General features: G+C 63.2%; 22 protein-coding genes and 2 pseudogenes. 9 read left to right on the forward strand and 15 right to left on the reverse strand.

The features are described from left to right. Positions 1-67 precede the first annotated feature (67 nt). The 3 genes from DDQ68_RS19645 to DDQ68_RS19655 all read left to right on the forward strand — a co-directional run bounded on the left by DDQ68_RS19645 (position 68) and on the right by DDQ68_RS19655 (position 4360). Positions 68-973 carry a LysR family transcriptional regulator gene (locus DDQ68_RS19645; RefSeq protein ID WP_109657821.1) on the forward strand — a complete coding sequence of 302 codons (906 nt, stop codon included), beginning with the start codon at positions 68-70 and terminating at the stop codon, positions 971-973. Positions 974-1041: 68 nt separating this feature from the next. Beyond that, positions 1042-2244 carry a threonine synthase gene (locus DDQ68_RS19650; RefSeq protein WP_109657822.1) on the forward strand — a complete coding sequence of 401 codons (1203 nt, stop codon included), beginning with the start codon at positions 1042-1044 and terminating at the stop codon, positions 2242-2244. 226 nt (positions 2245-2470) lie between these two features. After that, a complete protein-coding gene (locus DDQ68_RS19655; RefSeq protein WP_162550261.1) occupies positions 2471-4360 on the forward strand; it encodes a polysaccharide deacetylase family protein in 1890 nt (629 codons plus the stop codon). On the opposite strand, the pseudogene DDQ68_RS24045 reads toward DDQ68_RS19655, so the two are convergent. The 3 genes and pseudogenes from DDQ68_RS24045 to DDQ68_RS24870 all read right to left on the reverse strand — a co-directional run bounded on the left by DDQ68_RS24045 (position 4336) and on the right by DDQ68_RS24870 (position 5938). Then, positions 4336-4845: pseudogene (locus DDQ68_RS24045) on the reverse strand (pyridoxamine 5'-phosphate oxidase family protein). The gene DDQ68_RS19655 and the pseudogene DDQ68_RS24045 overlap by 25 nt on opposite strands. Before the next feature lie 78 nt (positions 4846-4923). After that, complete coding sequence (locus tag DDQ68_RS19670; protein WP_162549719.1) at positions 4924-5631, reverse strand: IS630 family transposase; 708 nt, start codon at positions 5629-5631, stop codon at positions 4924-4926. Further along, entirely contained in the window at positions 5612-5938 is a 327-nt protein-coding gene (locus tag DDQ68_RS24870; protein ID WP_109652446.1) for a helix-turn-helix domain-containing protein, read from the reverse strand. The genes DDQ68_RS19670 and DDQ68_RS24870 overlap by 20 nt, the downstream gene beginning before the upstream one ends. A 188-nt stretch (positions 5939-6126) precedes the next feature. On the opposite strand from DDQ68_RS24870, the gene DDQ68_RS19680 reads away from it, so the two are divergent. Both DDQ68_RS19680 and DDQ68_RS24875 read left to right on the forward strand, forming a co-directional pair. Then, positions 6127-6456: a transposase-like zinc-binding domain-containing protein gene (locus DDQ68_RS19680; RefSeq protein WP_162550262.1), complete on the forward strand. Its 330-nt coding sequence runs from the start codon at positions 6127-6129 to the stop codon at positions 6454-6456. A 4-nt stretch (positions 6457-6460) separates the two neighbouring features. Continuing rightward, entirely contained in the window at positions 6461-6820 is a 360-nt protein-coding gene (locus DDQ68_RS24875) for an IS1 family transposase (protein WP_109657827.1), read from the forward strand. Positions 6821-6890: 70 nt separating this feature from the next. On the opposite strand, the pseudogene DDQ68_RS24880 reads toward DDQ68_RS24875, so the two are convergent. The 6 genes and pseudogenes from DDQ68_RS24880 to DDQ68_RS19725 form a co-directional block, all read right to left on the reverse strand. Beyond that, a pseudogene (locus tag DDQ68_RS24880) lies at positions 6891-7325 on the reverse strand (IS1 family transposase). A 274-nt stretch (positions 7326-7599) separates the two neighbouring features. Beyond that, a complete protein-coding gene (locus DDQ68_RS19700) occupies positions 7600-8040 on the reverse strand; it encodes a transposase family protein (protein WP_109654769.1) in 441 nt (146 codons plus the stop codon). 5 nt (positions 8041-8045) lie between these two features. Further along, a complete protein-coding gene (locus DDQ68_RS19705) occupies positions 8046-8549 on the reverse strand; it encodes a transposase family protein (RefSeq protein WP_109657830.1) in 504 nt (167 codons plus the stop codon). 235 nt (positions 8550-8784) lie between these two features. Next, positions 8785-9801, reverse strand: a complete 1017-nt coding sequence (locus tag DDQ68_RS23565) for a hypothetical protein (RefSeq protein ID WP_211320181.1) — start codon at positions 9799-9801, stop codon at positions 8785-8787. Positions 9802-9910: 109 nt separating this feature from the next. Continuing rightward, positions 9911-10321, reverse strand: a complete 411-nt coding sequence (locus DDQ68_RS19720) for a response regulator (protein WP_109657831.1) — start codon at positions 10319-10321, stop codon at positions 9911-9913. A 290-nt stretch (positions 10322-10611) separates the two neighbouring features. Beyond that, complete coding sequence (locus DDQ68_RS19725; RefSeq protein WP_109657832.1) at positions 10612-12183, reverse strand: sensor histidine kinase; 1572 nt, start codon at positions 12181-12183, stop codon at positions 10612-10614. Between the two features lie 69 nt (positions 12184-12252). On the opposite strand from DDQ68_RS19725, the gene DDQ68_RS19730 reads away from it, so the two are divergent. Next, positions 12253-13083 carry a TrmH family RNA methyltransferase gene (locus DDQ68_RS19730; protein WP_109657833.1) on the forward strand — a complete coding sequence of 277 codons (831 nt, stop codon included), beginning with the start codon at positions 12253-12255 and terminating at the stop codon, positions 13081-13083. A gap of 161 nt (positions 13084-13244) precedes the next feature. Here the strand turns inward: DDQ68_RS19730 and DDQ68_RS19735 are convergent, their stop codons facing one another. The 5 genes from DDQ68_RS19735 to typA all read right to left on the reverse strand — a co-directional run bounded on the left by DDQ68_RS19735 (position 13245) and on the right by typA (position 19111). Then, positions 13245-13469, reverse strand: a complete 225-nt coding sequence (locus DDQ68_RS19735; RefSeq protein ID WP_109657834.1) for a hypothetical protein — start codon at positions 13467-13469, stop codon at positions 13245-13247. A gap of 142 nt (positions 13470-13611) precedes the next feature. Then, complete coding sequence (gene galB / locus DDQ68_RS19740; RefSeq protein ID WP_109657835.1) at positions 13612-16092, reverse strand: beta-galactosidase GalB; 2481 nt, start codon at positions 16090-16092, stop codon at positions 13612-13614. Between the two features lie 53 nt (positions 16093-16145). Beyond that, entirely contained in the window at positions 16146-16589 is a 444-nt protein-coding gene (cynS, locus tag DDQ68_RS19745) for a cyanase (protein ID WP_109657836.1), read from the reverse strand. Positions 16590-16704: 115 nt separating this feature from the next. Beyond that, positions 16705-17220 (reverse strand): DUF6630 family protein, encoded by a 516-nt coding sequence (locus DDQ68_RS19750; protein ID WP_109657837.1) that lies wholly within the window; start codon positions 17218-17220, stop codon positions 16705-16707. Between the two features lie 79 nt (positions 17221-17299). Next, on the reverse strand, positions 17300-19111 hold the full coding sequence (typA, locus tag DDQ68_RS19755; RefSeq protein WP_109657838.1) for a translational GTPase TypA: 1812 nt from the start codon (positions 19109-19111) through the stop codon (positions 17300-17302). A gap of 243 nt (positions 19112-19354) precedes the next feature. Between typA and msrB the strand changes: the two genes are divergently transcribed. The 3 genes from msrB to DDQ68_RS19770 all read left to right on the forward strand — a co-directional run bounded on the left by msrB (position 19355) and on the right by DDQ68_RS19770 (position 21282). After that, complete coding sequence (gene msrB / locus DDQ68_RS19760; RefSeq protein WP_109657839.1) at positions 19355-19906, forward strand: peptide-methionine (R)-S-oxide reductase MsrB; 552 nt, start codon at positions 19355-19357, stop codon at positions 19904-19906. 154 nt (positions 19907-20060) lie between these two features. Continuing rightward, the gene (locus DDQ68_RS19765) at positions 20061-20849 is read left to right on the forward strand and encodes a DUF3050 domain-containing protein (RefSeq protein WP_109657840.1); all 789 of its coding nucleotides are present in this window, start codon (positions 20061-20063) and stop codon (positions 20847-20849) included. Positions 20850-20934: 85 nt separating this feature from the next. Beyond that, positions 20935-21282, forward strand: coding sequence for a hypothetical protein (locus DDQ68_RS19770; RefSeq protein ID WP_162550263.1), 348 nt, complete (start codon positions 20935-20937; stop codon positions 21280-21282). A gap of 90 nt (positions 21283-21372) precedes the next feature. Here the strand turns inward: DDQ68_RS19770 and DDQ68_RS24330 are convergent, their stop codons facing one another. Then, positions 21373-22137, reverse strand: coding sequence for a hypothetical protein (locus DDQ68_RS24330; RefSeq protein WP_109657842.1), 765 nt, complete (start codon positions 22135-22137; stop codon positions 21373-21375). Positions 22138-22323: the final 186 nt, after the last annotated feature.

Below are 22323 nucleotides of genomic sequence, written 5' to 3' on the forward strand. Positions count from 1 at the left end.
GGAGTTTGGGGGACAGGCTGCCGGCTTTTCCGCCGGCTGCCCGTGCCGTTTAAGTACCTTCGCCGCCATGCTTTCCCAGGCCCACGAAGTCTTCCTCGAAGTTGCCAAGCAGCTCAGTTTCACCAAGGCTGGGCAGGCGCTGTTCGTCAGCCAGTCGGCCGTCAGCAAGCAGGTGAAGGCCCTGGAAGAGCACTACCGGACTGGCTTGTTTGAGCGGCTGGGCAGCAGTATTCTGCTCACGCCGGCCGGGCAACGCCTCTACCAGAAGCTGCTGCAAGCCAAGCAGCTGCAATACGAGCTGCACCAGGAAATGAGTGCCCTGAGCCCGGACTTCGCGCCGGCGCTGCACCTGGTCATTGGGGCCAGCACCACCATTTCGCTCTACGTGCTGCCGCCCGTGGTGTCGGCCTATTTGCAGCGCCACCCCAACCGCCAGCTCAGCCTCAAAAACCGCAACTCCGACAACATCCTGCGGGCCCTGCTGGCCCACGAAATCGAGCTGGGCATCGTCGAAGGCATCCACAAAGTCAGCCACGTCACCTACACGCCGCTGCTGGCCGACGACGTGGTGGCGGTGTGCGCGGCCGGCAACCCGCTCGGCGCCCGCACCCTCGAAGCGCGCGACCTGCTCAGCATCCCGCTGGCGCTGCGCGAAGACGGCTCGGGCACGCTGGCCGTGCTGGAGGAAGCCCTGCGCCACCGGGGCCTCAAGCTGGCGGCCCTGCCGGTGCGCGTGCGCCTGGGCGGTACCGAGGCTCTCAAAAACTTCGTGCGCGTCGACAGCAGCCTGGCTTTTTTGCCTCGGCAGGCGGTGGTGAAAGAGCTGGCTTCGGGCGAGCTGGTGGAGGTGAAAATCAAGGATATGCCCATGCGGCGGCACTTCAATTTTATTCAGCGTAAAGGGACGGAAAACAACGAGCCGTACCGCGATTTTCTGCTCTTCACCAAGCACTACTATGCCGATAGGGCATAGGCTATTCCAAAATTCCATCTCGTTTCGGCATAGCTGGGCCCCCGGGCGCTAGTAATTTTGCCGGTACTATGCTGGTAGCCACCTCCTCCATTTCCCACCTGCGCGCCCTGCACTGCTCGGTCTGCGCCACCCCCTATTCGGCCTTCGAGCTCCAACGCGTGTCGGCCTGCTGCGCTGCCCCGCTGGTGGCCGACTACGACACATCGGAGTACCTGCCCCCAGCCGCCGTCATCAACGCCGCCGACAGCTCGATGTGGCGCTACGGGGCCCTGTTGCCGCTGCTCGACGAGCGCTACAAGGTAACGCTGGGCGAGGGCTTCACGCCCATCATACCACTCCCGCGCCTGGGCGGCGGCTACGGCCTAAACTCGCTGCTGCTCAAGGACGAAGGTCAGAACCCCACCGGCTCGTTCAAGGCCCGCGGGCTGAGCATGGCCGTGTCGAAGGCCCTGGAGCTGGGCGTGGCCGGCTGCATCATCCCCACGGCTGGTAATGCTGGGGTGGCCCTGGCCGCCTACTGCGCCCGCGCCGGCCTGCCAGCTACCGTGGTTATGCCGCGCCACACCCCCGACGCTTTCAAGGAAGAGTGCTACTGGTATGGGGCCGACGTGGAGCTCGTGGACGGCCTCATCAGCGACTGCGGGGCCCGGGTGCGCCAGCGCAACGCCAACGGGGCCCTGCTCGACGTGTCGACCCTCAAGGAGCCCTATCGCCTCGAAGGCAAGAAAACCATGGGCTACGAAATCGCTGAGCAGTTGAACTGGCAGCTGCCCGATGTGCTGCTGTACCCCGCCGGTGGCGGCACCGGCCTCATCGGTATCTGGAAGGCCTTCCGCGAAATGCAGGCCCTGGGCTGGCTCACCCCCGACGCCAAGCTGCCCCGCATGGTGGCAGTGCAGGCCGAAAACTGCTGCCCCCTGCTCGAAACCTACGAAGGCCGCCAGGCCAACTGCCACGCCTACCAGGGCCGCCCCACGCTGGCCAACGGCCTGGCCGTGCCCCATCCCCTGGGCGAGGCCCTGATGCTGCGCGTATTACGCGAATCAAACGGCACGGTGGTAGCCATCAGCGAGGAAGATATGCTGGCCGGCATGCGCGAGCTGGGCCAGCAGGAGGGCCTGTTTGTGGCCCCCGAAGGCGGCGCCGTCTGGATGGCTGCCCGCCGCCTCCTGGCCAGCGGCTGGCTCCAGCCCCACGAGCAAATTCTGCTCCTGAACACCGGGAGCGCCCAGAAATACCTCGATAACGTAATCGGCCGGAGCCAGGCGTAGGGCCTGGGAAGTGGCCCGGCCCGGGCTGCCGGCTTTTCGCCGGCTGCCCGGTAATCGTTGCGCCAGTTTGCACAGCAAGCAGGGGCCCCAGAACGGCCTGGGCAACAATTCGCCAACGATGCAGCGATTACCGGGCAGCCGGCGAAAAGCCGGCAGCCCGGACCAGGTTCAGTCGTTGCGCGCCGGCCCCCGACCGTTGCGCGCCGGCCCCCGACCTTTGCGCCCGATGCGCATCCTCCACGTTCTCTCCGCCGAGTTCTTCGCCGGCTCGGCGGCCTACGCCGTGGCCCTGGCCGAAGCCCACCGGGCCCAGGGCCACGCCGTGTGGCTGGTGTCCGACTCCGACCAGCTGCCCACCGGGGCCCCCCAGGTGAAAACGGCCGTCAGCAACCGCCGCTATGGGCAGCGGCTGCGCAACGCCCGCCTCATCCGCCAGCTGGTGCGCACCGAGCAAATCGATGTGGTGCACGCCCACTCGCGGGCCGCCAGCTGGGTGAGCTACGCCGCCTTGCGGGGCCTCAAAGTGCCCTTGGTGAGCACTGTGCACGGCCGCCAGCACCTGCACACCTCCACGTCGCTCTTCGATATTTACGGTGATAAAGTCATCGCCATTTGTGCCAATTTGCGGACGCACTTAATCGAAGAAGTGCAGATGGACCCCGTCAAAATTGTGGCCCTGCCCAACGGCGTGGCCTTCGGCAGTGAACAGTTAGCAACTAATAATTATCAATTGTTAGTTGACAATGAGCAGTTGACTGTTAACTACTCACTGTCGACTGATAATTGCCTACGTATCGCCTTCATCGGCCGCTTCAACGGCGGCAAAGGCGAGCGGGCAGCGGCGCTGTTGCAGCAGGTGTTCCCACCGCTGCTAGCCGAGTTTCCGGCGCTGCGCCTGGCCCTGATTGGCGGCGAGCTGGAGCAGTTGCCCGCGGCCGGTAAAGGGGCTCTGGCGCAGCTGCAAGCGCAGTTTGGCGAGCGGGTGGAAGTGGTGGGCTTCACCACCGATGTGGCCGGCTGGCTGGCCCGCACCACGCTCACCATCGGCGCGGGCCGGGTGGCCATTGAGGCCCTGGGGGCTGGCCATGCCGTGCTGGCCCTGGGCGAAGCCAGCTACGCGGGCCTCGTCACGGAAGCCAATTTTGCCACCGCCGCGGCCTCTAACTTCGGCGACATTGCGCCCCGCGTCACGCCGTCGGACGTGGATTTTGGGGCCCTGTTGGCCGACGCCCGGGCATTTCTGGCGCGGCCGCAAGCTGTGCCTGGGGCCCTGCAAGTGCAGGTGCGCGCGCACTACAACCTGGCCCGGGTAGCCGCCGAAGTGCTGGCCGTGTACCAGTCGGCGCGCATGAAGAAGGCCGTGCCCAACTTCCTGCCGGTGCTCATGTACCACAAAATCCCCGACGCGCCGCCGGCCACCAAGCACCAGACGTTCGTCACGAAAGACAACTTCGCCAAGCACCTGGCCTTCTTCAAAAGTCGCCGTTTCACGCTCATCACCTTCGCCGATTACCTGCAATTCGCCCGCGGCGAACGGCCCCTGGCCGAGTTTCCGCGGCGGCCGCTGGTGCTCACTTTCGACGACGGCTACTTCGATAACTATACCAACCTGCTGCCCCTTATGCAGCAGTACGGCTACCGCGGCGTGCTGTATTTGCTCGGCGATTTCGGCGTGCGCTACAACCAATGGGACCTCGCTGCCGACCCCACTGAGCCCCGCGCCGACCTCATGGACGAGGCCCAGAAGCGCGCCTTTGTAGCGGCCGGCTGGGAAATAGGGGCCCATACCATGTCGCACCCGCGCCTGCCCGCGCTGCCGCTGCCCGCCGCTACCGCCGAAATCCAGCGTAGCAAAGCCAGCTTGGAAACCGTGCTGCAAACCGAAGTCGTCAGCTTCGCCTACCCCTACGGCGACCTCAACGACGACCTGAAAGCGGCCGTGCACGCCGCCGGCTTCGCCTTCGGCGTAGCCACCGACACCGGTGGCTTGCACCTGGAGGACGATCGGTTCCAGGTGTTCCGCATCAACGTGTTCCCGCACGAAAACACGGCCAGCCTGTTCAAAAAAACCGCCTCTTGGTACCGCAAATACTACCGCCGCAAACGCGGTAAATAGCCACGCCGGGCGCCATCAAAAAGGCGTGGCCGCGGAGCCCGAACATTCAGCAGTACGCTGGGGGCCCTAGTTAGGCTGCACCTTGGATTGCTCTTCGAGGATAGGCTGGTGCTTTTCGCCGGTCGTGATGGCCTTGGGTAGGCAAACGCCCGCACGAGCCCGTTGCCCGGCGTGTCCCAATACTCGCCGTTTTCAATGGTCACCTTAATGAGGGTAATGTTGGGGTCTTCGGTGTCTTTGGGGAAGAAGCCGCGGAAATATTCGCGCCACAACTACTTGGTTTTGTGATGTTCATCCATTATTCCGGCTCTGCTGGCAATGGTCACGCAAGTTGCCTTGTTGGGGTCGGAATACCCCAGGCCTACCTGGTCATTGTGCCGAATCTCGGCGATTTTTTGGGCATTTTTCTCCGAGAAAAACCAGAGCGCCTCGTCGGTGTCCGACTCACAGGTATACATCGGCCGGCTGTGCAGCCGTGCAGCCATGCAGCCGTGCAGCCGGCTGCGGGCGTCGAGGGTGGTGTACTTTACTTCTTTGATCTTGTCCAGAAGCTTGTTAAGCACTCATGCAAAAGTAATCGTGTAGTGATTACCGACGTTTGCCAGCACGTGTTCGAGGCGTTGTAGCAAGGTTTGCTCCGTGGCGTAATCCTGGGGGCGAACCCAATAGTGCTTGCAGCGGTGCCAGAGCAGTTCGATGTGGTTGAGTTCGGGGCTGTAGGCGGGCAAGAAAAAGAGTGTCAGGCCGGCCGCTGCCCACTTGGCTTCACAAGCGCGCACCACGTGCGCTTTGTGAATGGAGGCATTGTCGAGTACGAGCACGGTAGGGCCGCTTAGACTGTGGCAGAATGCGTTGACGGCCAGCACAAATAAGTCGGCCGTCAGGCTGCCTTCCCGCACGTAGGCCTCCAGGGGCTGGTGCGGGGCGTGGGCCTGCCAGAAGCCCAGGACCGAATGCCCCCCGCGCCCCCGTACGGCGGGCAGGCCCACCGGGGGCTGCCCACGCCGTTGCCAGGCATAGGGCACGGGGGCTTGGCGCGAGAAGCGGCACTCATCGACGTAGACCACGGCCACCGCGCCGCGGGCTTCGGCTTGGTGCAACGTGTGCAGGTGCTGCTGGGCGGCGGCAAACAAGACCGGGTCGCGTTGCGCTTTCAGACTCCTGCGGCAGCGCTTCCAGCGGTAGCCGGCGCGGCGCGCCAGCCGGCGCAGCGTGCTCAGGCTGAGCTTGAGGCCCCAGCCTCGGCGGATGTCAGGAAGCCACGCGCGCAATTGCTGGGTGGCCGTACCCAGCCAGGTCGCTACTTTTTTTTACTGCTGGTGGGAGTTTCGGCGGGCGGCCCGACCGCTGGCCCTCGGCCAGCCCGGCCAAGCCCAGCTCCTGCCAGCGGCGCAGCCAGATACCGACCGTATTATAGCCCACGGCAAACAAAGTGGCCAATTGCTGAACGGTCGCCCCGCGGTGGTGTCCCAAAATAACTTGGGCACGCCGCCGCATTCGCGGGTGCGGGCCCTGAGCAGCAGCGGCCTCCAGGGTGGTGATTTCAGGAGCTGCGAGCGGAAGTGAAGCGAGTAGCATACGCCAAAATTAGCGCCTTCGCCCCACACGATTACTTGTGCATGGGTGCTTAATATCTTGGGTAACGGCAACTTGCTCAGCTATGGGAAGGAAGAAATGAGGGTGGAAGAATTGCTAGTGTTACGGGTGACCCCAAGGCTTGAGTTGTTGGCGGTGGTCTATTGGAGAGTGAAGCAGTAAATTAGGGCATGGTTTATACGCAACATTTGTGTGCCCGCTGCGGCAGCGAACACATCCGCCGCAACGGCACGCAGGGCGGCCAGCCCAAATACCAGTGCAAAGCGTGCGGGTACCAAGCGCGGTTTGTGCCGGCGGCGCTCGCCAAAGCGGCGCAGTACGCCCAGGTCGAAGCCTTGCTCACCGAACGGAATTCCCAGCGCAGCATCGTGCGCGCCACCGGCGTGGCGCGGATGACCATCGCCAGGCTAATAAAAAAAAGCGGCGCTGGCCGCGCCCCGGCTGCCGCGTCGCCGGACGAAAAAGGCCCAACGCCGGAAGCCGGAAGTCCTGGAACTTGACGAAATGTGGACCTTCGTCGGCCGGCGCAAACGCAAAGTTTGGCTGTGGCTGGCCGTCGAACGGGCCTCGCGCCGCATCGTGGCCTGGGTACTGGGCTGTCGGGGGGCCGCCACGGCCCGGCGGTTGTGGGCCGCGCTGCCGCCCCGCTACCAGCGCCACTGCCGCTACCACACCGACCAGTGGGAGGCCTACGCCAAGGTCCTGCCCGCGCCCCACCACCGGCCCCACCCGAAAGGTAGTGGCAGACCAACGTGGTCGAGGCCATCAATTGCTCCTTGCGCCAGCGCTGCGGCGTATTGGTCCGCAAATCCTGCTCGTTCAGCAAAAGTTTACGCATGCACACGGCACGAATTAAGATTGTAATTGATAATTATAACCTCACTCTTCAATAGACCACCACCAGGAATTTGGCGGTGGTCTAAACCGTGGTGATTTATTTATTATGGTTATCGATACATATTTTGATTCTTGCATGGTGCATGATCAATGATTTACTGAACGAACAGGATTTGCGAACCAAGACCCCGCAGCGGTGGCGGAGGGACCAGTTGAGGGCCTCCACGGTACTGGTTCGCCCGCTGCCTTTGGCGCTGGGCTGGTGCGCGTGGGTGGGCAACACCGTGGCATAGGCTTCCCAGGCATCCGTGTAGTACGTCGTATTGGTTTGCTAACGGGCGGGCAAGGCTTGAAAGAGCCGCCGCCCTGTGGCCGCTCCCCGGCAGCCCAATACCCCGGCCACGATGCGCCGGGAGGCCCGTTCGACTGCCAACCACCGCCATACTTTGCGCTTGCCGACAAAGGTCCATATTTCATCCAGTTCCAATACCGCTTCTTCCGGCTCAACTAATTCCGAATCAACTGCCTTCATTATGACTTTTTTTTATCCACCGCGCAATCGTCATGCGGGCAACACCCGTGACCCGCACCACGCTGCGTTGCGAGTTGCGCTCGACTAGCAACTTGAGCCCCTGCTTGTACTGAGCGGCCCGCTGCGGCGCGGCGGGGGCAAAAACCGCCTGATGGCCGCAGTCGTAGCAGTGATACTTGGCTTTGCCGCGACTCGACCCGTTTTTTTAGAGCCGTTGGCTTGCACACTTGGCACACGTTAGAATAGTTGAAATTATACATAAATATAATAAAGCTTATTCGGCGTAGTTAGCGAGTTTCGCGTGGACAGGTGCGCGATAGGCGCGGTGCGGGCTGCGCACGCGCAGGTTGTGCAGCCCACAGGCCACGACCATGACCGTATCGCGCACCCATTCGCCGCGCAAGCGGATAGTGCCCTGCACCATGTGCAGGCGCTTGATACCGCTGTGCGCGTGTTCGATAACGACGCGCAACGGACTCAGCAACTGGTTATACAGCTTTTGGGCAAACGTCAACTCCCGCTTCGGCGGCTTCTTGTGGGGCATCTCCACCACGACCCCGGTCGGGGCGTGGCCCAGCAAGCCCAAATCCTGCCGTAACACGCAGCCCGCCGGTAGGTGCAGCGCGTACTCGTCGGCCAGTTTTTTGTCGTGCGCTCGCCCGCTTTCCGTAGCCGAGAGAAAATGCACGTACTGCGTGGAATCGCATAAGGTCATGTTTTTCACGCGGTGCGCTTTTTTTTGGCGCTGTACTCCTCCGCCTGGGCCTCCCGGTCCGTGTTACGTGGTACGCCCCGCTCGACCCCGTCGTAGGCAAAGACCGGCTCCGGGTGGTTAGCCAGGCGCTGAGCCAACTCGCCGCCGTCGCGCACGGGCAGCAGCCCGCGCCGGGCCAGCACCTGGTTGAGCACGCCCAGCAGGGCGGTAGCCAAGTGGCTGACGCGCGCTTGCGAAATGCCAAAGCTGGCGGCCTGGTGCTCTTGCAAGGCGTTGCTTTTGAGGTAGGTGAGCAGAAAAAAGAGCTTTATATCGCTGCCCGCCAGCACGGCGTTGGCCCGCTCGCAGTGGGCGGGGAACGCCCGTTGGGTTCCTTCCAGGGTGTGGTAGCGGTGGTGGCGCTCCCAGGCCGGGGCAAAGTCGGTCAGCAAGTCGTCAAACTCCGCCGCTCGCAAGCTGGTTAGGGCCAGAAACTGGCGGGGCCGCTCGCGCAAACTCAGGTAATCCATAGCCAAATTTACGCCTCGCCTACGGGCAGTAACTTAACACACACTTCCGAATTAGCTTTAATAGCTCACCATGATTTAGACCACCGATAGGAATTAAAATGGCAAAGCCCCCGCGGGGCGACCCAACGGCTGGGTCGCCCCGCGGGGGCTTTTACTGGAAATAGGTAGACGATGCCGCCGGCGGGTTGCTGCGCCGGAGCTACGCAACGGCTTACTGCTAAAAGTTCAAAAAAATCTACCGCTGGCCCGGCGTGCCGTTGTAGAGGGAAATGGCCTGGCGCTGCGAATTGGCTTGCTTGCCTTGCAGCACGATGGGTACGATAAGGATGGGAATGCCCGCGTAGAGCAGTGGCGAGATGCTCTGCTGGCCGTTGGTGCCGCGCAGCGATTGTAGCACGCCGGCCAGCAGCAGGCCCCCGCCCACCACGTAGGCCGCCGTGATGGCCGTTTGGTAGTGGCGGCCCTGGGCCAGCATTTCCTGGGCCCCGGCATTGTCGCGGGTGGCCAGGGCCAGGTTGCGGTAGTTCAGGTTCTGGATGGGGCCGTTGTCTTTGCTGAAATACTCAGTTTTGGTGGTGCGGTAGCCGCCGTAGGGCGAGCCGTAGCCCCCGCCGGGGTAGCCGCCAAAGCCGCCCATGCCGTAACCGCCGTAGCCGAGGCCGCCCATACCGTAGCCGCCGTAGCCGGGGCTGTAGTTGCTGCTGAGGGTGGAGTACAGGCTGATGCGGCCGGTGCGGTCGCGCCGGAACGTGGTTTCGCGCGAGGAGCCGGGCAGCGACGTGCGTACGTAGTGGCCGCTTTCATCTTCGTAAAAGCCCACATCGGCAAAGTCAATCTTACGCTGGCCGTCGAGCAGCAGGTAGCTGTGCCCAAAAATGGGGCTGTGCTGCTCCACGTTGTACACGTTGTACACCATGCCGCTTTTCAGGCCCACCTGGAAGCGGGTGGGGCGCGTGGTGCCACCCGGCAGCTGGCCGGCGGGCGTGGGCGCGTACACCGGAGCGGGGGCTGCAATGGGGCCCGGCGCCGGGGCCGTGCCGGCGGGGGCGGGGTCAGCGGGCAGGGGTTGGCTCACTACCTGGCGGGCCGCGGTATCGGCGGCGGGGGCCATTGCGGGGGCAGGGGCCGGGCGGCGCAGGGCGGGGGCCGCGTTGGGCGGGGCCCCCAGCTGGCGCGGGCCATCGTCTTGGGCCTGGGCCCGGGCGGTAGCGCCCAGCACGAGCAGAGAAGCGAAGAAAACCGTAAGTTTCATGCGGCAAGAAGCAAAAGAAATGCGAGGGGCCCGCAGCCGGTGGGGTCCTGCGGGGCAAACCACGGCCCCGGGCCAGAAATTCCCGGGCCCCAGGCCAAGGCGGCCGGCCTTACTTTAGCAGGTGCTCCAGCAGGCTCAGGCTGTCGATGAGGTCGGAGCTGGTTTCGAAATCGAGGGGCTTGAGGATGTAGCCGTGCACGCCCAGGGCCTCGGTGGCGGCGCGGTCGGCGTCCATGCCCGAGGTGGTGGTGACGAACACCGGGATGTCGCGCAGCGCGGGGTCAGCGCGCAGTTCGGCCAGGAACTCGACGCCGTTCATGCGGGGCATGTTCAGGTCGAGCAAGATGACCTCGGGCAGGGGCCTTAGGGCGGTTTGGCCCTGGCGGCCCAGCAGTAGGTCGAGGGCCTCCTCGCCGTTGAAGGCCGTGTGCAGGGTGTGGGGCACGCTGAAGCGGGCGAAGGATTTCTGCGCCGTCATCGTGTCAAAAATATCGTCTTCAATCAGCAGTACGGAGCGCATGGCGGAGGAATTTTAAGGGAAAGAAAAAGCCAAACAATGGGGGCCCGATGAACCCGCCCGCTGGCTACAGCAGTTCTCAGGTTTATGTACACCTTCGGCAGTAATTAAAAATGATGGTGGTGGTCTAAAACGGGGTGATCCAGCAACTTTTTCCGTTGTCGAACCACTCTTATGATGACCCGGAGCTGCTGTTATTTGGCAAGAGTGGCCCTACGAAGCCCTTCGGGTAATTTGCCGTACCATCCTGTTTTATACCACCGCCATTATTTTTAATTGTATACGGAAACCGCCTAGGACGAGAGCACCGGGGCCGGGCACAGCGTTGCACCAGGCCCCGGCGGCCGGGCGGCCGGCGCGGGGGCCTCGGCTTCCTTGGGCCAGGTAAAAATAAAGGTTGCGCCCTGCCCCCGCGTCGATTCCACGCGCACGCTACCGGGCTGCTCCTCCACCAGCTTCTTCACGATGCTGAGGCCGATGCCGGTGCTTTCGGCGGCGGTGTGGCGCTCGCGCAGGGTTTGGAAGAGCTGGAAAATCTTCTGGTGGTGGGCCGCGGCAATGCCCGGGCCATCGTCGGTCACCGCAAACTCGTAGTGGTTGCCCGCGTCGCGGCTGTGCACGGTAATATGGCCCCCGGGGCCCTCGTGATGCTTCACGGCGTTGTCGAGCAGGTTGGTGAACACCTGCTGCAAGCCTAGCCGGTCGGTGCGGAAGGTGGGCAGGTCGGCGGGCAGGTCCAGCACGAAGCCGGGTGGCACCACCAGCTCGGCGGCTTCGCGCAGCAGGGCCCCCACGTCGGTGGGGGCCGGCACGCGGGCCACGCGCCCGGCCCGGGCGTAGGCTAGCAAGCCGCTGATGAGGTCTTCGAGGCGGCCCAGGCGGCCCTTCACCTGGTTGAAGTACGTGCGTACTTCGGGCGAAAATTCGGCCGCGTGCTCTTCTTCAAGCCACTTCACCAGCGTGGCAATGCCGCGCAGCGGGGCCCGCAGGTCGTGCGAGGCCACGTAGGCAAACTGGTCCAGCTCGCGGTTGCGCAGGGCTAGGGCCTCGAAGCTCTGGTCGAGGCTCTGGGTCATTTGGTTGAGCAGGGCAGCGAGGTCGCCGAGGCCGTCGGCGGCGGCGTCGGCAATCTTCACCGTGTAGTCGCCCCGCACCACCTGCTCGGCCAGGTCGCGGATGGCGCCGATGCGCCGGGCCACGTCGGCGTTCACGGCGGCCAGCTCAGCTTGCAGGCGGCGGTTATCGCGCAGCTCGCGGGTGATGCGCAACAGCAGCCAGCCCACTAGCCCCATGGCCAGCACACCCGCAGCACCCACCACCCGCGGCGCAGCCCGCTCAAACACCGACTGCGAGGCGCTGCGCTGGTCCAGGAGCCGCAACTCCTCGCCCTTCACCCGCCGGAAAATGATGCGTGCCGCCCGCATTGTGAGGCGGTCGGTATTGAGGGCCGTGAGCAGGTCGGCGTGGCTGAGGGCCGCGTCGGGGTTGGCCAGCGGCCGCAGTACCCGGAACTCCAGGTCCACCATGGCCCGTAGCGAGTCGAGGCGCGCTTGCTGGGTGGGGTGGCCCTGCGAGAGCCGCCGCACACCCGCCTGAAGGCCGGGCAGCTGGTGTACGGCCTTGTAGTAAGTGCGCAAAAAGGCCGTGTCGCCGGTGAGGCGGTAGCCGCGCACGCCGGCCTGGGCGTCGCGCAGCACGGCATTCACGGCGTCGGTTTCCTGCATCACCTGGTAGGTGTGCTGCACCTGCTGGGTTTGCTGCTGCAAGCCCTGGATGCTGAGTAGCGCCGCCATGCCGCTTAGCAGCAGTACCGCCAGGGCCCCGGCAAAGCCCAGGGCAAACTTAGTGTCGGGGCGAAGGGACATGCGGACGGGGCCGGGCGGGAAAGGGCCCGCCGGCGGCCCCACGGCGAAGGTACGCCTTACCTTCGCGCCATGCCGTTTGCCCCGCTCGACCGCCTTAGCAGCCTCCAAAATCCTCGCGTCAAGGCCCTGGCGCGCCTCCAGCAAAAAGCCGCCGAGCGCCGCGCCCAAGGCCTCACCCTGGTCGAAGGCCTGCGCGAGCTCACTATTGCCGTGGGCGCAGGCGTGGCCGTGGCTGCCCTTTACACCTGCCCCGAGCTGGCCGGCGCGCCCACCGCCAGGGCCTTGCAAGATCTGTTTGCCGCCGAAGCCGGCCGGCCCGAGTGGCTGGAACTTACGCGCCCGGTGTTCGAAAAGCTGGCTTACCGCGAGGGCTCCGACGGCGTGCTGGCCGTGCTGCACACGCCCACCCGTACCCTGGCCTCGCTGCGCCTACCGCCCAACCCGCTGGTGTTGGTGTTGGAAGCCGTGGAAAAGCCCGGTAACCTCGGCGCCATCCTGCGCACCGCCGACGCCGCCCCGGTCGACGCCGTGCTCATCGGTGACGCGCGCACCGATTTGTTCAACCCCAACGCCATCCGGGCCAGCATTGGCTGCGTGTTCACGGTGCCGCTGGTGGCCGCGCCGCTGGCAGATATTTTGGCATTTCTGAAAGACCAGGGCGTTCGCACCTACGCCGCCGCCCTCACGCTCCGGGCCCACGCCTATACCGAGTGCGATTTCCGGGGCCCCACCGCCCTGGTGCTCGGCACCGAAGCCGACGGCCTGACGCCCGCCGCCCAAGCCGCCTGCGACGACACCATCATCATCCCCATGATGGGTCGCATCGACTCTCTCAACGTGAGCGTAGCCGGGGCTGTGCTGGCCTTCGAGGTCGTGCGTCAGCGCCAGGAAAAGGCTTAAGAAGCTGTTTGAGTTAGTTATAAGCCCTTTTCGGCGGTCATGCTCATCTGGCGTCCACGTAGTGAACCATCACTTCCGCTTCATTAAATAGCCCCAGCGAAGCGGGAGAGATGCTTCACTACGTGGACGCCAGATGAGTATGACCGTTCTAACTCTACTTCTTAGGAGCTTGATGCCTCATTAGTGTCAATTGGCTTGGAGGCGTTGGTACCGGGCGGGTTGGAATGCTCGACGGACCGCGCGCAACCGTCTAGGGTTTTAATAAAGGCATCTACCTTCTTGGTCAAGTCGTCCCGCATCCTTTTCATCTCAGCCCGAAGCTCCTCGGGAGTAGCGGTACCCCAGTTTCGTTCTTTTTGCTGCGCGTCATTGAATTCTTCGCTCATGACGTCGTGATTAGGAGGTGAATTTAACTTCTGAATGCAGCAAGCTATGCCGGCTAGAATGCGCTTTAAGCGAAGCGCCACCGACCTAACCAATGATGGCCAAGTTACTACTAAGCGCCCTGCCGCTACCCGTACATCCTGCCTACCCTGCTTCTGCCTTCGCCGTTTTCAACTCCAAGCTACCGCTCTTCAGGCCCGCGCCGGTAGCCTTTAGCCGTAGGGCCCCGGCCCTGTCGCCGGCCTGCACGATGGCCATCACCTGGCCGCTAAAGGCTTTCATCTGGGGTTTCTGGAAGGGTTCGAGGTTAGTGGGGTCGCCGTTGCCCACGGCGCGGAAGGTGCCGGCGCCGCTCACGGTAAACTTCAGCTCGGTGGCGGCGGCGGGGCAGAGGTTACCCTGGGCGTCTTCCACGCGGGCCGTGACGTAGGCCAGGTCCTGGCCATCGGCGGCGAGGGTAGTACGGTCGGCCACCAAGCGGATATGGTCGGGTTTGCCGGCAGTGTGTACGGTTTCCTCGGCCACGGCTTTGCCCTGGGCATCGTAGGCCACTACTTTTAGGGCCCCGGGGGCGTACTTCACGTTGTTCCACATCAGGCGGTAGCGCGTTTGGGGCTGGTCGGAGGGCCCCTTGGTTTGGCGGCCCTGGCTCTGGCCGTTCACAAATAGCTCGGCTGAGGGGTAATTGGTGTAGCAGAACACGGGCGTAGGCTGGCCTTCGCGGCCGGGCCAGGTCCAGTGCGGCAGCAGGTGCAGGGTAACGGCGGCGGTGTTCCAGCGGGCGCGGTACAGGTAGAAGCGGTCCTTGGGCATGGTGGCCAGGTCCAGCATCCCGAACATGGAGCTGTGCGAAGGCCACTTCTCGTCGTAAGGCGTGGGCTCGCCGAGGTAGTCGAAGCCGGTCCACACGAACTCGCCCATCACGTAGGGCAACTCGTCCTGGGCCACGAATTCTTCGTCAGGCGTTTGCGACCAGTTGCAGGCCTCCAGGTCGTACGACGACGACTGGTTGTCGTCGTACTTCTTGTCTTTGCCCCTCACCACCGGGAATTTATATATGCCCCGCGAGCTGACTGTCGAAGCTGTTTCCGAGCCGAACAGAAAGCCCTGGGGCAGTTTGCCGAACGCTTCCGCGTAGCGGTGCGGCTTGTAGTTGAAGCCCGGCACGTCGAGTACCGAAGCAAAGTTGTTCTTGAAGTCGTCGTCGAAGCGGTCCATGCCCGCCATCACTAGGCGCGTGGGGTCCTCGCGGTGGCAAATATCTTGCAGGTGCTTGGCGATTTTGTTGCCGCCAGGCATGCTCTGGTCGGGCACTTCGTTGCCGATGCTCCACATAATCACCGAGGGGTGGTTGCGGTCGCGGTGCACCATGTTCACGATGTCACGCTCCGACCACTCGTCGAAATACTGGCTGTAGCCGTTCTTTACTTTCGGCGTTTTCCACTCGTCAAAGGCTTCCACCATCAGCATGAAGCCCATTTCGTCGCACAGGCTCACCAGCTCGGGGGCCGGCATATTGTGCGAGGTGCGGATGGCGTTGCAGCCCATGTCCTTCAGCAGTGTCAGCTGCCGGCGCAGGGCGGCCGTATTCACAGCCGCGCCCAGGGGCCCCAGGTCGTGGTGGTTGCACACGCCCTTGAACTTGCGCGGCTGCCCGTTCAGCGAGAACCCTTTATTAGCCTCGAACTTGAACGAGCGAATGCCAAACCGCGTGCTATACTCGTCCTTCAGCGCGTCGCCGGCGTAGAGTTTCGAGGAAGCGGTGTACAAAACTGGGGTTTCCGGGGCCCACAGCTTGGGCGTGGGCACCAGCAGGTTCTGGTCGAATTCCAGCCCGTTGGTGGCCGCCAGCATGGTAGTGGTGGTGGCCACTACCTGCCCGGCCGCGTCGCGGATTTCGGTTTGCAGCCGCAGCGGCTGGAAGGCTCCGTCAGGAGTTTCTACCTTGGTTTTGAGCCGCACTTTGGCCAGCTCCGCCGTGATTTCGGGCGTGGTGACGTACGTGCCCCACACCGGGATGTGCACGTCGTCGGTCACCACCAAGTGCACGTTGCGGTAGAGCCCGGCCCCCGGGTACCAGCGCGAGGCTTCTGGCTGGTTTTGCAGCCGCACGGCCAGCGTGTTGTTACCGTCGGGGCTCAAAAAAGACGTGATGTCGAACGAAAACGAGTTGTAGCCATAGGGCCAATAGCCCACTTCCTTACCGTTCACGAACACATGGGCGTTGCTCATGGCCCCGTCGAAGAGCAGCACCGCCCGCTGGCCGGCCCCGAACTGCGGCACCGCCAGCCGCCGCCGGTACCAGCCCGTACCGATGAACGGCAGGCCACCCGTGCGGCCTGCTTTCAGCGTTGCTTTGGCCTCGTTATTCTGCTCAACCTTAACGGCTTGCAAGTCGTTGTTGCCGTCGAAGGGCCCCGTAATGGCCCAGTCGTGGGGCACGCGCACCGTCTGCCATTTCGCGTCGCGGAAGGTGGGACTGGCGGCGCCGGGCACGTCGCCCTTCGTGAACTTCCAGTCGGCATCGAGCAAGTACTCGTGGCGGGCTTGCGCGGCGGCGGGCCGGGTGGCCAGCAGCAGCAGGGCGGCGGCCAGGGACTTCAGCAGGGGTACAGTGCGGGGCATATTAAACTAATTCGACCCGAAAGCTACGGCCTGCCTGCCGTTTGGCGCACCGGCTAATACGACTTGTAGGGCAAAAATTTACCACTTAGCACCACGTTCACCCGGTCGCCGTTGGGGTTGGGCTCGCGGGTGATGGCCATCGAAAAGTCGATGGCGCTCATGATACCGTCACCAAACTCCTCGCCAATCAGCTCCTTAATGGTGAGGCCGTACACGTTCACCAGCTCGTACCAGCGGTAGATGAGCGGGTCGGTGGGCACAGCCGTAGGTAGCGAGCCTTTGTAGGGCACAATCTGCAGCCACGCGGTTTCCTCGTCGTCGAGGCTAAACACGTGCTTGGCCACGGCGGCCTGGTCGGCGGTCAGCTTCATCTGGCCGAGTAGGGCGGCGGTGGCGTACTCCTTGCTCAGGCCCATTTGCTGGGCCACGTCGGCCCAGCGCAGGCCATTTTTTACTTTCGCAGAAATGATTTTCTCGGTGACAGTGGCGCGGTCCATGGCGGTAGTAAAGGGGGGGGGGCGTGAAATAAAAAAACGGGCCCCGCAGTACCGGGCCCGGTTCCTCAACCAGCTGCGCGGGGCCTTGTTTGGGCCCCCAGGCTTGGCCTTTAAGTTAATATACAACTACCCCAAAGCCCAGGGCCCCGGCCAACTGGCGGGCTACCTCCGCCTGCGCATCGGCCACTACGCCCAAAGGATACGAGTCGCTGTCGAGCGTAAACAGCACCAACGCCAGGCCCAGCGGCTCTAGCGCATCCTGCACGGCATCGAGCTGCTCAGGGCCCGCGCCGCGGTGGCTGGCCAGGGCCCCGGGGGCCAAGGCCAGGCCCTGGCCCTGCTGCGCCAGGATGTCGTTCAGGGCCTCCGCAAGCTCGGCGGGGGTATCTTGCTCGTCGCCTTCCCAGGCCAGGTCTTCGGCCAGCAGGGCGTCGAGCAGGGCCACGTCGCGCAGTTCCTGCGCGGGTAGGGCCCCGGCCATGCCCCGCTCGGCCAACTCCTCGATAAACTCTATTTGGTACGCTTCCGGGTCGGCTAGCACCAGGGCCAGCCGGGCGCTTACCCGCTCAGCGGCAGCGGCATTAGCGCCGGTAAAGTACTGAGCGAATTGGTGCAGCGGGGTGGGATTCATAAAACGAAAAGTAGCATCAGGAAAAATAAAAAGGGGCACGGCCAAAGCCGCGCCCCTTTCTTAAAAAAATGCTAGTGGCCTACTCGGCCGTTTTGGCGTAGCGCAGGCGCTCGTTTTCGTCGAGCAGAATCTTGCGCATCCGGATCGACTTCGGCGTCACTTCCAGGTACTCGTCCTTCTGGATGTATTCCATGGCTTCTTCCAGCGAGAACTGGCGCTTGGGCACAATCTTGGCGTTGTCGTCGGTGCCCGACGCGCGCATGTTGGTCAGCTTCTTGCCTTTCTGGATGTTCACGGTCAGGTCGTTCGGGCGGGTGTGCTCGCCGATTACCTGGCCGCCGTATACTTCCTCGCCCGGGTCAACGAAGAACGAGCCGCGGTCCTGCAATTTGTCAATCGTGTAAGCCGTGCCGGGGCCCGTCTCCAACGAAATCAGCGAGCCGGCGATGCGGCCGGGGATGGGCCCCTTGTGCTCCTCGTAATCCATGAAGCGGTGGTTCATGATGGCCTCGCCGCCGGTGGCGGTCAGTACGTTGTTGCGCAAGCCGATGAGGCCACGCGACGGGATGCTGAATTCTAAGTGCTGCAAGTCACCCTTGGGTTCCATGATGGTCATTTCGCCCTTGCGCATGCTCACCAGTTCAATCACCTTGCCGGCCGACTCCTCGGGCACGTCCACCACTAGCAATTCGATGGGCTCGGTACGCTTACCTTTTTCGTCTTCTTTGAACAGCACTTGGGGCTGGCCCACCTGCATTTCGTAGCCTTCGCGGCGCATGGTTTCAATCAGCACCGACAAGTGCAGGATGCCGCGGCCGAACACTAGGAAAGTGTCTTCTTTGTCGGTGGCTTCCACGCGCAGGGCCAAGTTCTTCTCGGTTTCCTTGAACAGCCGATCGCGCAAGTGGCGCGAGGTCACGAACTTACCTTCCTTGCCGAAAAACGGCGAGTTGTTGATGGTGAAGAGCATGTTCATCGTCGGCTCGTCGATGCTGATGCGCTCGAGGGCCTCCGGGTTGTCGGCGTCGGCCAGCGTATCACCAATGTCGAAGCCTTCGATGCCCGATACGGCGCAGATTTCGCCGCTGCTCACTTCGTCCACTTTCACGCGGCCGAGGCCTTCGAACACGTGCAGCTCGCGGATTTTCACCTTCTTGATGGTACCGTCGGCCTTCATCAGGCTCATGTTGGTGCCTTCTTTCAAAGTGCCGCGGTGCACGCGGCCGATAGCGATGCGGCCCACGAACGACGAGTAGTCGAGCGAGGTAATCTGCATCTGGGGCGTGCCTTCCAGTACCGGCGCGGGCGGAATGGAGGCCACTACGGCGTCGAGCAGCGGAATCAGGTTGTCGGTCTTGTGCTTCCAGTCGGTGCTCATCCAGCCCTGCTTGGAGGAGCCGTACAGCGTCACGAAGTCGAGCTGGTCCTCGGTAGCGCCGAGGTTGAACATCAGATCGAACACCTGCTCGTGCACCTCGTCGGGCCGGCAGTTTTCTTTGTCCACTTTGTTCACCACCACGATGGGCTTCAGGCCCAGGTCGATGGCTTTGCCGAGCACGAAGCGCGTCTGCGGCATGGTCCCTTCAAAGGCATCCACGAGTAGCAGTACGCCATCGGCCAGCTTCAGCACCCGCTCCACCTCGCCGCCGAAGTCGGCGTGACCCGGGGTGTCGATGATGTTGATTTTGACATCTTTGTAGCGCACCGACACGTTTTTGGAAACGATGGTGATGCCCCGCTCGCGCTCCAGGTCGTTGTTGTCGAGGATGAGGTCGTCGAAGTGCTGGTGGGCGTCGAAAACTTTGGAGGCGTGGATAATCTTATCTACCAGCGTAGTCTTGCCGTGGTCAACGTGGGCAATGATGGCGATATTGCGAATGTTCTGGGCCATGAAATTAGGTTTTTGCGGGGGCAAAGGTACGGAAAAAAAGACGGCAAATCCTTGTGGTAATCAAGTCTTAACCCCCAGCCGTCGCCGCAAGCGGCCGCGCAGCCAAGGTGGCAGCTTTAAATTGATTAACTGAGGCGGAAGGTTCCCGGCCCGTTTGCCATCGCCCCCACCGACCGAACCGGGACCGAACTCCGTATGTTGAGCCGTTCAAGCTTCACCCGTTAAAATCAATCCTCCTTTCCCATGCGCTCCGCATTATTGTTTTTCGTCGTTTCCGCCCTCACCCTCAACGCGGCCTGCTCGCAGCAGCGGCCCGGCGCCGTGGCTCTGGCCACGCCCAAGGGCCAAACGGCGGCCCCCGGCACCTACCCCAGGCCCGCCGCTGCCACGGGCAAGCCCGGCGAGTACCCCATCCAAAAAACCGACGCCGAATGGCGCAAGCAACTCACGCCCGACCAGTACTACATTCTGCGGGAAGGGGGTACCGAGCGGCCGTTCACGGGCAAGTACCACGACAACCACGCCGCTGGCACCTACTACTGCGCCGCCGACCACAACCTGCTGTTCAACTCGGCCACTAAGTTTGACTCGGGAACCGGCTGGCCCAGCTTTTGGGCCCCGGCCACCAATGCCAGCTTGAAGGTGAAGTCGGACGAGAGCTTTGGCATGAGCCGCGACGAGATTGTGTGCGCCAAGTGCGGCGGCCACCTCGGCCACGTGTTCAGCGACGGCCCCAAGCCCACTGGCGAGCGGTACTGCATGGATGGCAACGCGATGGTATTCGAGAAAAAGTAGCTTTTTGAGCCGTTCCTTTAGCTTGCCGTAAAAGCCGTTTCTGCCCACTGCGCAGGGGCGGATTTTGCATAGGCCCGCCGGGGCCCAGGTAAACAATTAGGGCCCCCGGCGGGATTTTACAACCCTAAGTCATCCATTTTATTCGCTGCTATCCATGTCGCCTAATCCCAATACCACCGAAGCCTTGCAAGCCGGCTTACTGCCCACCCGCCAGCGCCTGCTGGCCCACGGCCTCTACCACCAAATTCAGTCCCTCGACGACTTGCAGTTGTTCATGTCGCACCACGTGTTTGCGGTGTGGGATTTCATGTCGCTGCTGAAAGCTTTGCAGCGTGACCTGACCTGCGTGACGCTGCCCTGGTTCCCCACGGCCAACCCCGCAACCCGCCGCCTCATCAACTCGATTGTGCTGGAGGAAGAATCGGACGTGGACCCGCAGGGCCGCCCTACTAGCCACTTCGAGTTGTACCTGCAAGCCATGCGCGATTGCGGGGCTGACACCGCGCCCATCGAGCGGCTGCTGGCCGCGCTGGCCACCGGCCAGTCGGTGGCTGCCGCCCTGGACGCCGCCGGGGCCCCCGCGTCGGTACAGCAGTTTGTGAACACCACTTTTGACATCATCGGGGCCGGTCAGCCGCACGCGGTGGCCGCCGCCTTTACCTACGGCCGCGAAGACCTGATTCCCGACATGTTCCGGCAACTGGTGGGGCAGTTGCAAACCCAGTTTCCCGGCCAGCTTGACACGTTCGTTTACTACCTCGACCGCCATATTCAGCTCGACGAGGAGGTGCACACGCCCCTGGCTCAGCAGATGGTGCGCGAGCTGTGCGCCGATGATTCGCTGCGCTGGCAAGCCGCCCAAAACGTGGCCCAGCGCAGCTTGGAGGCCCGCCTAGCCCTGTGGGACGGCGTGCTGGGGGCCATGGTCCCGGTAGCCGCGTAGCCGGGGCCCAACCCCTTGGTCCCGCGCCGCGTTTGAAGCAACGGCCGCCCAGCTCTGGGCGGCCGTCTTGCGTCATCCTGGAATTATGAAACTACTTCGACTGCTTGTGTGCCTGGGCGCCGCGGCCGGCCTGGGGGCCTGCACCGCCACCGAGCAAACCTCCGAACTGGCTACGCCCCGCGTGACGCCCACCGTCGTTAACTCCGACGCCGACCGCCGCGCCATCTACAACAGCAACGGTGGGTACGGCGCCTCGGGCGGGGCCGTGCCCGACGCCACGCTCGGCCGCGTGCACCTGGGCGAGCAGGCCGCCGACATCAACTCCCGCCAGCGCATCGAAACCCTGGGCACTAACTCGGCTAACACCACCACGCCCGAAACCCGCATCCGCCGTATCCGCTACGAGGGCGACACGCTGGGCCGCCAGCCGTAGCCAAGCCGGGGCCCCCGCCCGCCAAAAAGCCGGCCCGCCGCTTCGCAAGGGAAGCAGCGGGCCGGCTTTTTGGCGGGCAATGCCGGGCGCTTATTTACTAACCTCGCCAGTGCTGGCGCCGTTCGACGAGTTCAGCAGGTCTGTAGCTTTCGGCTCGGGGGCGGCTTGCTCGGCGCGGGGCTTGGGGCCGCGCTTGGCGCCGGTGGCCGGCGTGCCGGGCTTGGGGCCCCGCTTCTTTGGAGCGGGCGCGGCGGCGGCTTTGGGGCCACGCTTGGCGGCGGGAGTGGCAACTGCGGCGGCGGGCTTGGGACCCCGCTTCTTTGGAGCGGGCGCGGCGGCTACTGGTGCGGTTTCGGTTGCTTCGGTAGGGGTAGCGGCCGCAGGCGCGGCGGCCGTGCTGGCGGGCGACTTGCGCGGCGCGGCATCTTTGCTCACCTTGCTGCTTTTGCTATCCTTGCTGTTCTTTTTGAGGGTAGCGGGGGCCCCGGCAGTGGCGTCGCCGGTGGGCGCGGGGGCATCGTAGTGTTGCATGATGGTGTGCAGCGCCTGCTCAAACATGCGCTCCGTGTCGCCGTCTAGGCGGCGGGTGGCTTCGCGCACCACTTCCTTCAGCTTGGCTTTCGTTTCTTTGCGGATGCGGGCCACTACTTCGTTCATCCGGCCGTCGAGTTCTTTCTGCAACTGCTTAGCGGCAGAGCGCAGTGACTTTTTCTGGTTGGCTTTTTTATCCGCCCGGTCGTCGGTCAGTTCGGCGCTGGCTTTGCTAGCGGCTTTTTCTGATTTTTGCTGGGTTTTTTCGGCCGGCGTGCGTTTGGTTTTTTTTTCCGCTTTAACGGATGGAGCAGGTTTTTTCATGATGAAAAAAGAGTGAATGAAATGTGCGCCCGCACCAAACAGGGTAGAAGCTTCGGTGTTTTGCCACTAATTGAGGCCAAATATAAAATTTAAATACCGGCATAAATAGTTTTGTTAAAGTTTTTAATTGAATTCACTCCCATTTTTTTTGTGCTGCTTAGTTAATCGTTTGTCCTTGCGCCTTGG

The organism is Hymenobacter nivis (assembly GCF_003149515.1).
In the GTDB taxonomy this organism is placed as follows: domain Bacteria; phylum Bacteroidota; class Bacteroidia; order Cytophagales; family Hymenobacteraceae; genus Hymenobacter; species Hymenobacter nivis.

What these genes read in the sequence shown, in the direction of transcription:
- DDQ68_RS19730 (WP_109657833.1), top strand. Translation starts at nt 12,253, where the DNA reads ATGCCGTTTGCCCCGCTCGACCGCCTTAGCAGCCTCCAAAATCCTCGC.
- DDQ68_RS24875 (WP_109657827.1), top strand. Translation starts at nt 6,461, where the DNA reads ATGTGGACCTTCGTCGGCCGGCGCAAACGCAAAGTTTGGCTGTGGCTG.
- DDQ68_RS19650 (WP_109657822.1), top strand. Translation starts at nt 1,042, where the DNA reads ATGCTGGTAGCCACCTCCTCCATTTCCCACCTGCGCGCCCTGCACTGC.
- DDQ68_RS19705 (WP_109657830.1), bottom strand. Translation starts at nt 8,549, where the DNA reads ATGGATTACCTGAGTTTGCGCGAGCGGCCCCGCCAGTTTCTGGCCCTA.
- msrB (WP_109657839.1), top strand. Translation starts at nt 19,355, where the DNA reads ATGCGCTCCGCATTATTGTTTTTCGTCGTTTCCGCCCTCACCCTCAAC.
- DDQ68_RS19725 (WP_109657832.1), bottom strand. Translation starts at nt 12,183, where the DNA reads ATGTCCCTTCGCCCCGACACTAAGTTTGCCCTGGGCTTTGCCGGGGCC.
- DDQ68_RS19645 (WP_109657821.1), top strand. Translation starts at nt 68, where the DNA reads ATGCTTTCCCAGGCCCACGAAGTCTTCCTCGAAGTTGCCAAGCAGCTC.
- DDQ68_RS19765 (WP_109657840.1), top strand. Translation starts at nt 20,061, where the DNA reads ATGTCGCCTAATCCCAATACCACCGAAGCCTTGCAAGCCGGCTTACTG.
- typA (WP_109657838.1), bottom strand. Translation starts at nt 19,111, where the DNA reads ATGGCCCAGAACATTCGCAATATCGCCATCATTGCCCACGTTGACCAC.
- DDQ68_RS23565 (WP_211320181.1), bottom strand. Translation starts at nt 9,801, where the DNA reads ATGAAACTTACGGTTTTCTTCGCTTCTCTGCTCGTGCTGGGCGCTACC.
- DDQ68_RS19770 (WP_162550263.1), top strand. Translation starts at nt 20,935, where the DNA reads ATGAAACTACTTCGACTGCTTGTGTGCCTGGGCGCCGCGGCCGGCCTG.
- DDQ68_RS19680 (WP_162550262.1), top strand. Translation starts at nt 6,127, where the DNA reads ATGGTTTATACGCAACATTTGTGTGCCCGCTGCGGCAGCGAACACATC.
- DDQ68_RS19720 (WP_109657831.1), bottom strand. Translation starts at nt 10,321, where the DNA reads ATGCGCTCCGTACTGCTGATTGAAGACGATATTTTTGACACGATGACG.
- DDQ68_RS24330 (WP_109657842.1), bottom strand. Translation starts at nt 22,137, where the DNA reads ATGAAAAAACCTGCTCCATCCGTTAAAGCGGAAAAAAAAACCAAACGC.
- DDQ68_RS19700 (WP_109654769.1), bottom strand. Translation starts at nt 8,040, where the DNA reads ATGACCTTATGCGATTCCACGCAGTACGTGCATTTTCTCTCGGCTACG.
- galB (WP_109657835.1), bottom strand. Translation starts at nt 16,092, where the DNA reads ATGCCCCGCACTGTACCCCTGCTGAAGTCCCTGGCCGCCGCCCTGCTG.
- DDQ68_RS24870 (WP_109652446.1), bottom strand. Translation starts at nt 5,938, where the DNA reads ATGCTACTCGCTTCACTTCCGCTCGCAGCTCCTGAAATCACCACCCTG.
- DDQ68_RS19735 (WP_109657834.1), bottom strand. Translation starts at nt 13,469, where the DNA reads ATGAGCGAAGAATTCAATGACGCGCAGCAAAAAGAACGAAACTGGGGT.
- DDQ68_RS19750 (WP_109657837.1), bottom strand. Translation starts at nt 17,220, where the DNA reads ATGAATCCCACCCCGCTGCACCAATTCGCTCAGTACTTTACCGGCGCT.
- cynS (WP_109657836.1), bottom strand. Translation starts at nt 16,589, where the DNA reads ATGGACCGCGCCACTGTCACCGAGAAAATCATTTCTGCGAAAGTAAAA.
- DDQ68_RS19655 (WP_162550261.1), top strand. Translation starts at nt 2,471, where the DNA reads ATGCGCATCCTCCACGTTCTCTCCGCCGAGTTCTTCGCCGGCTCGGCG.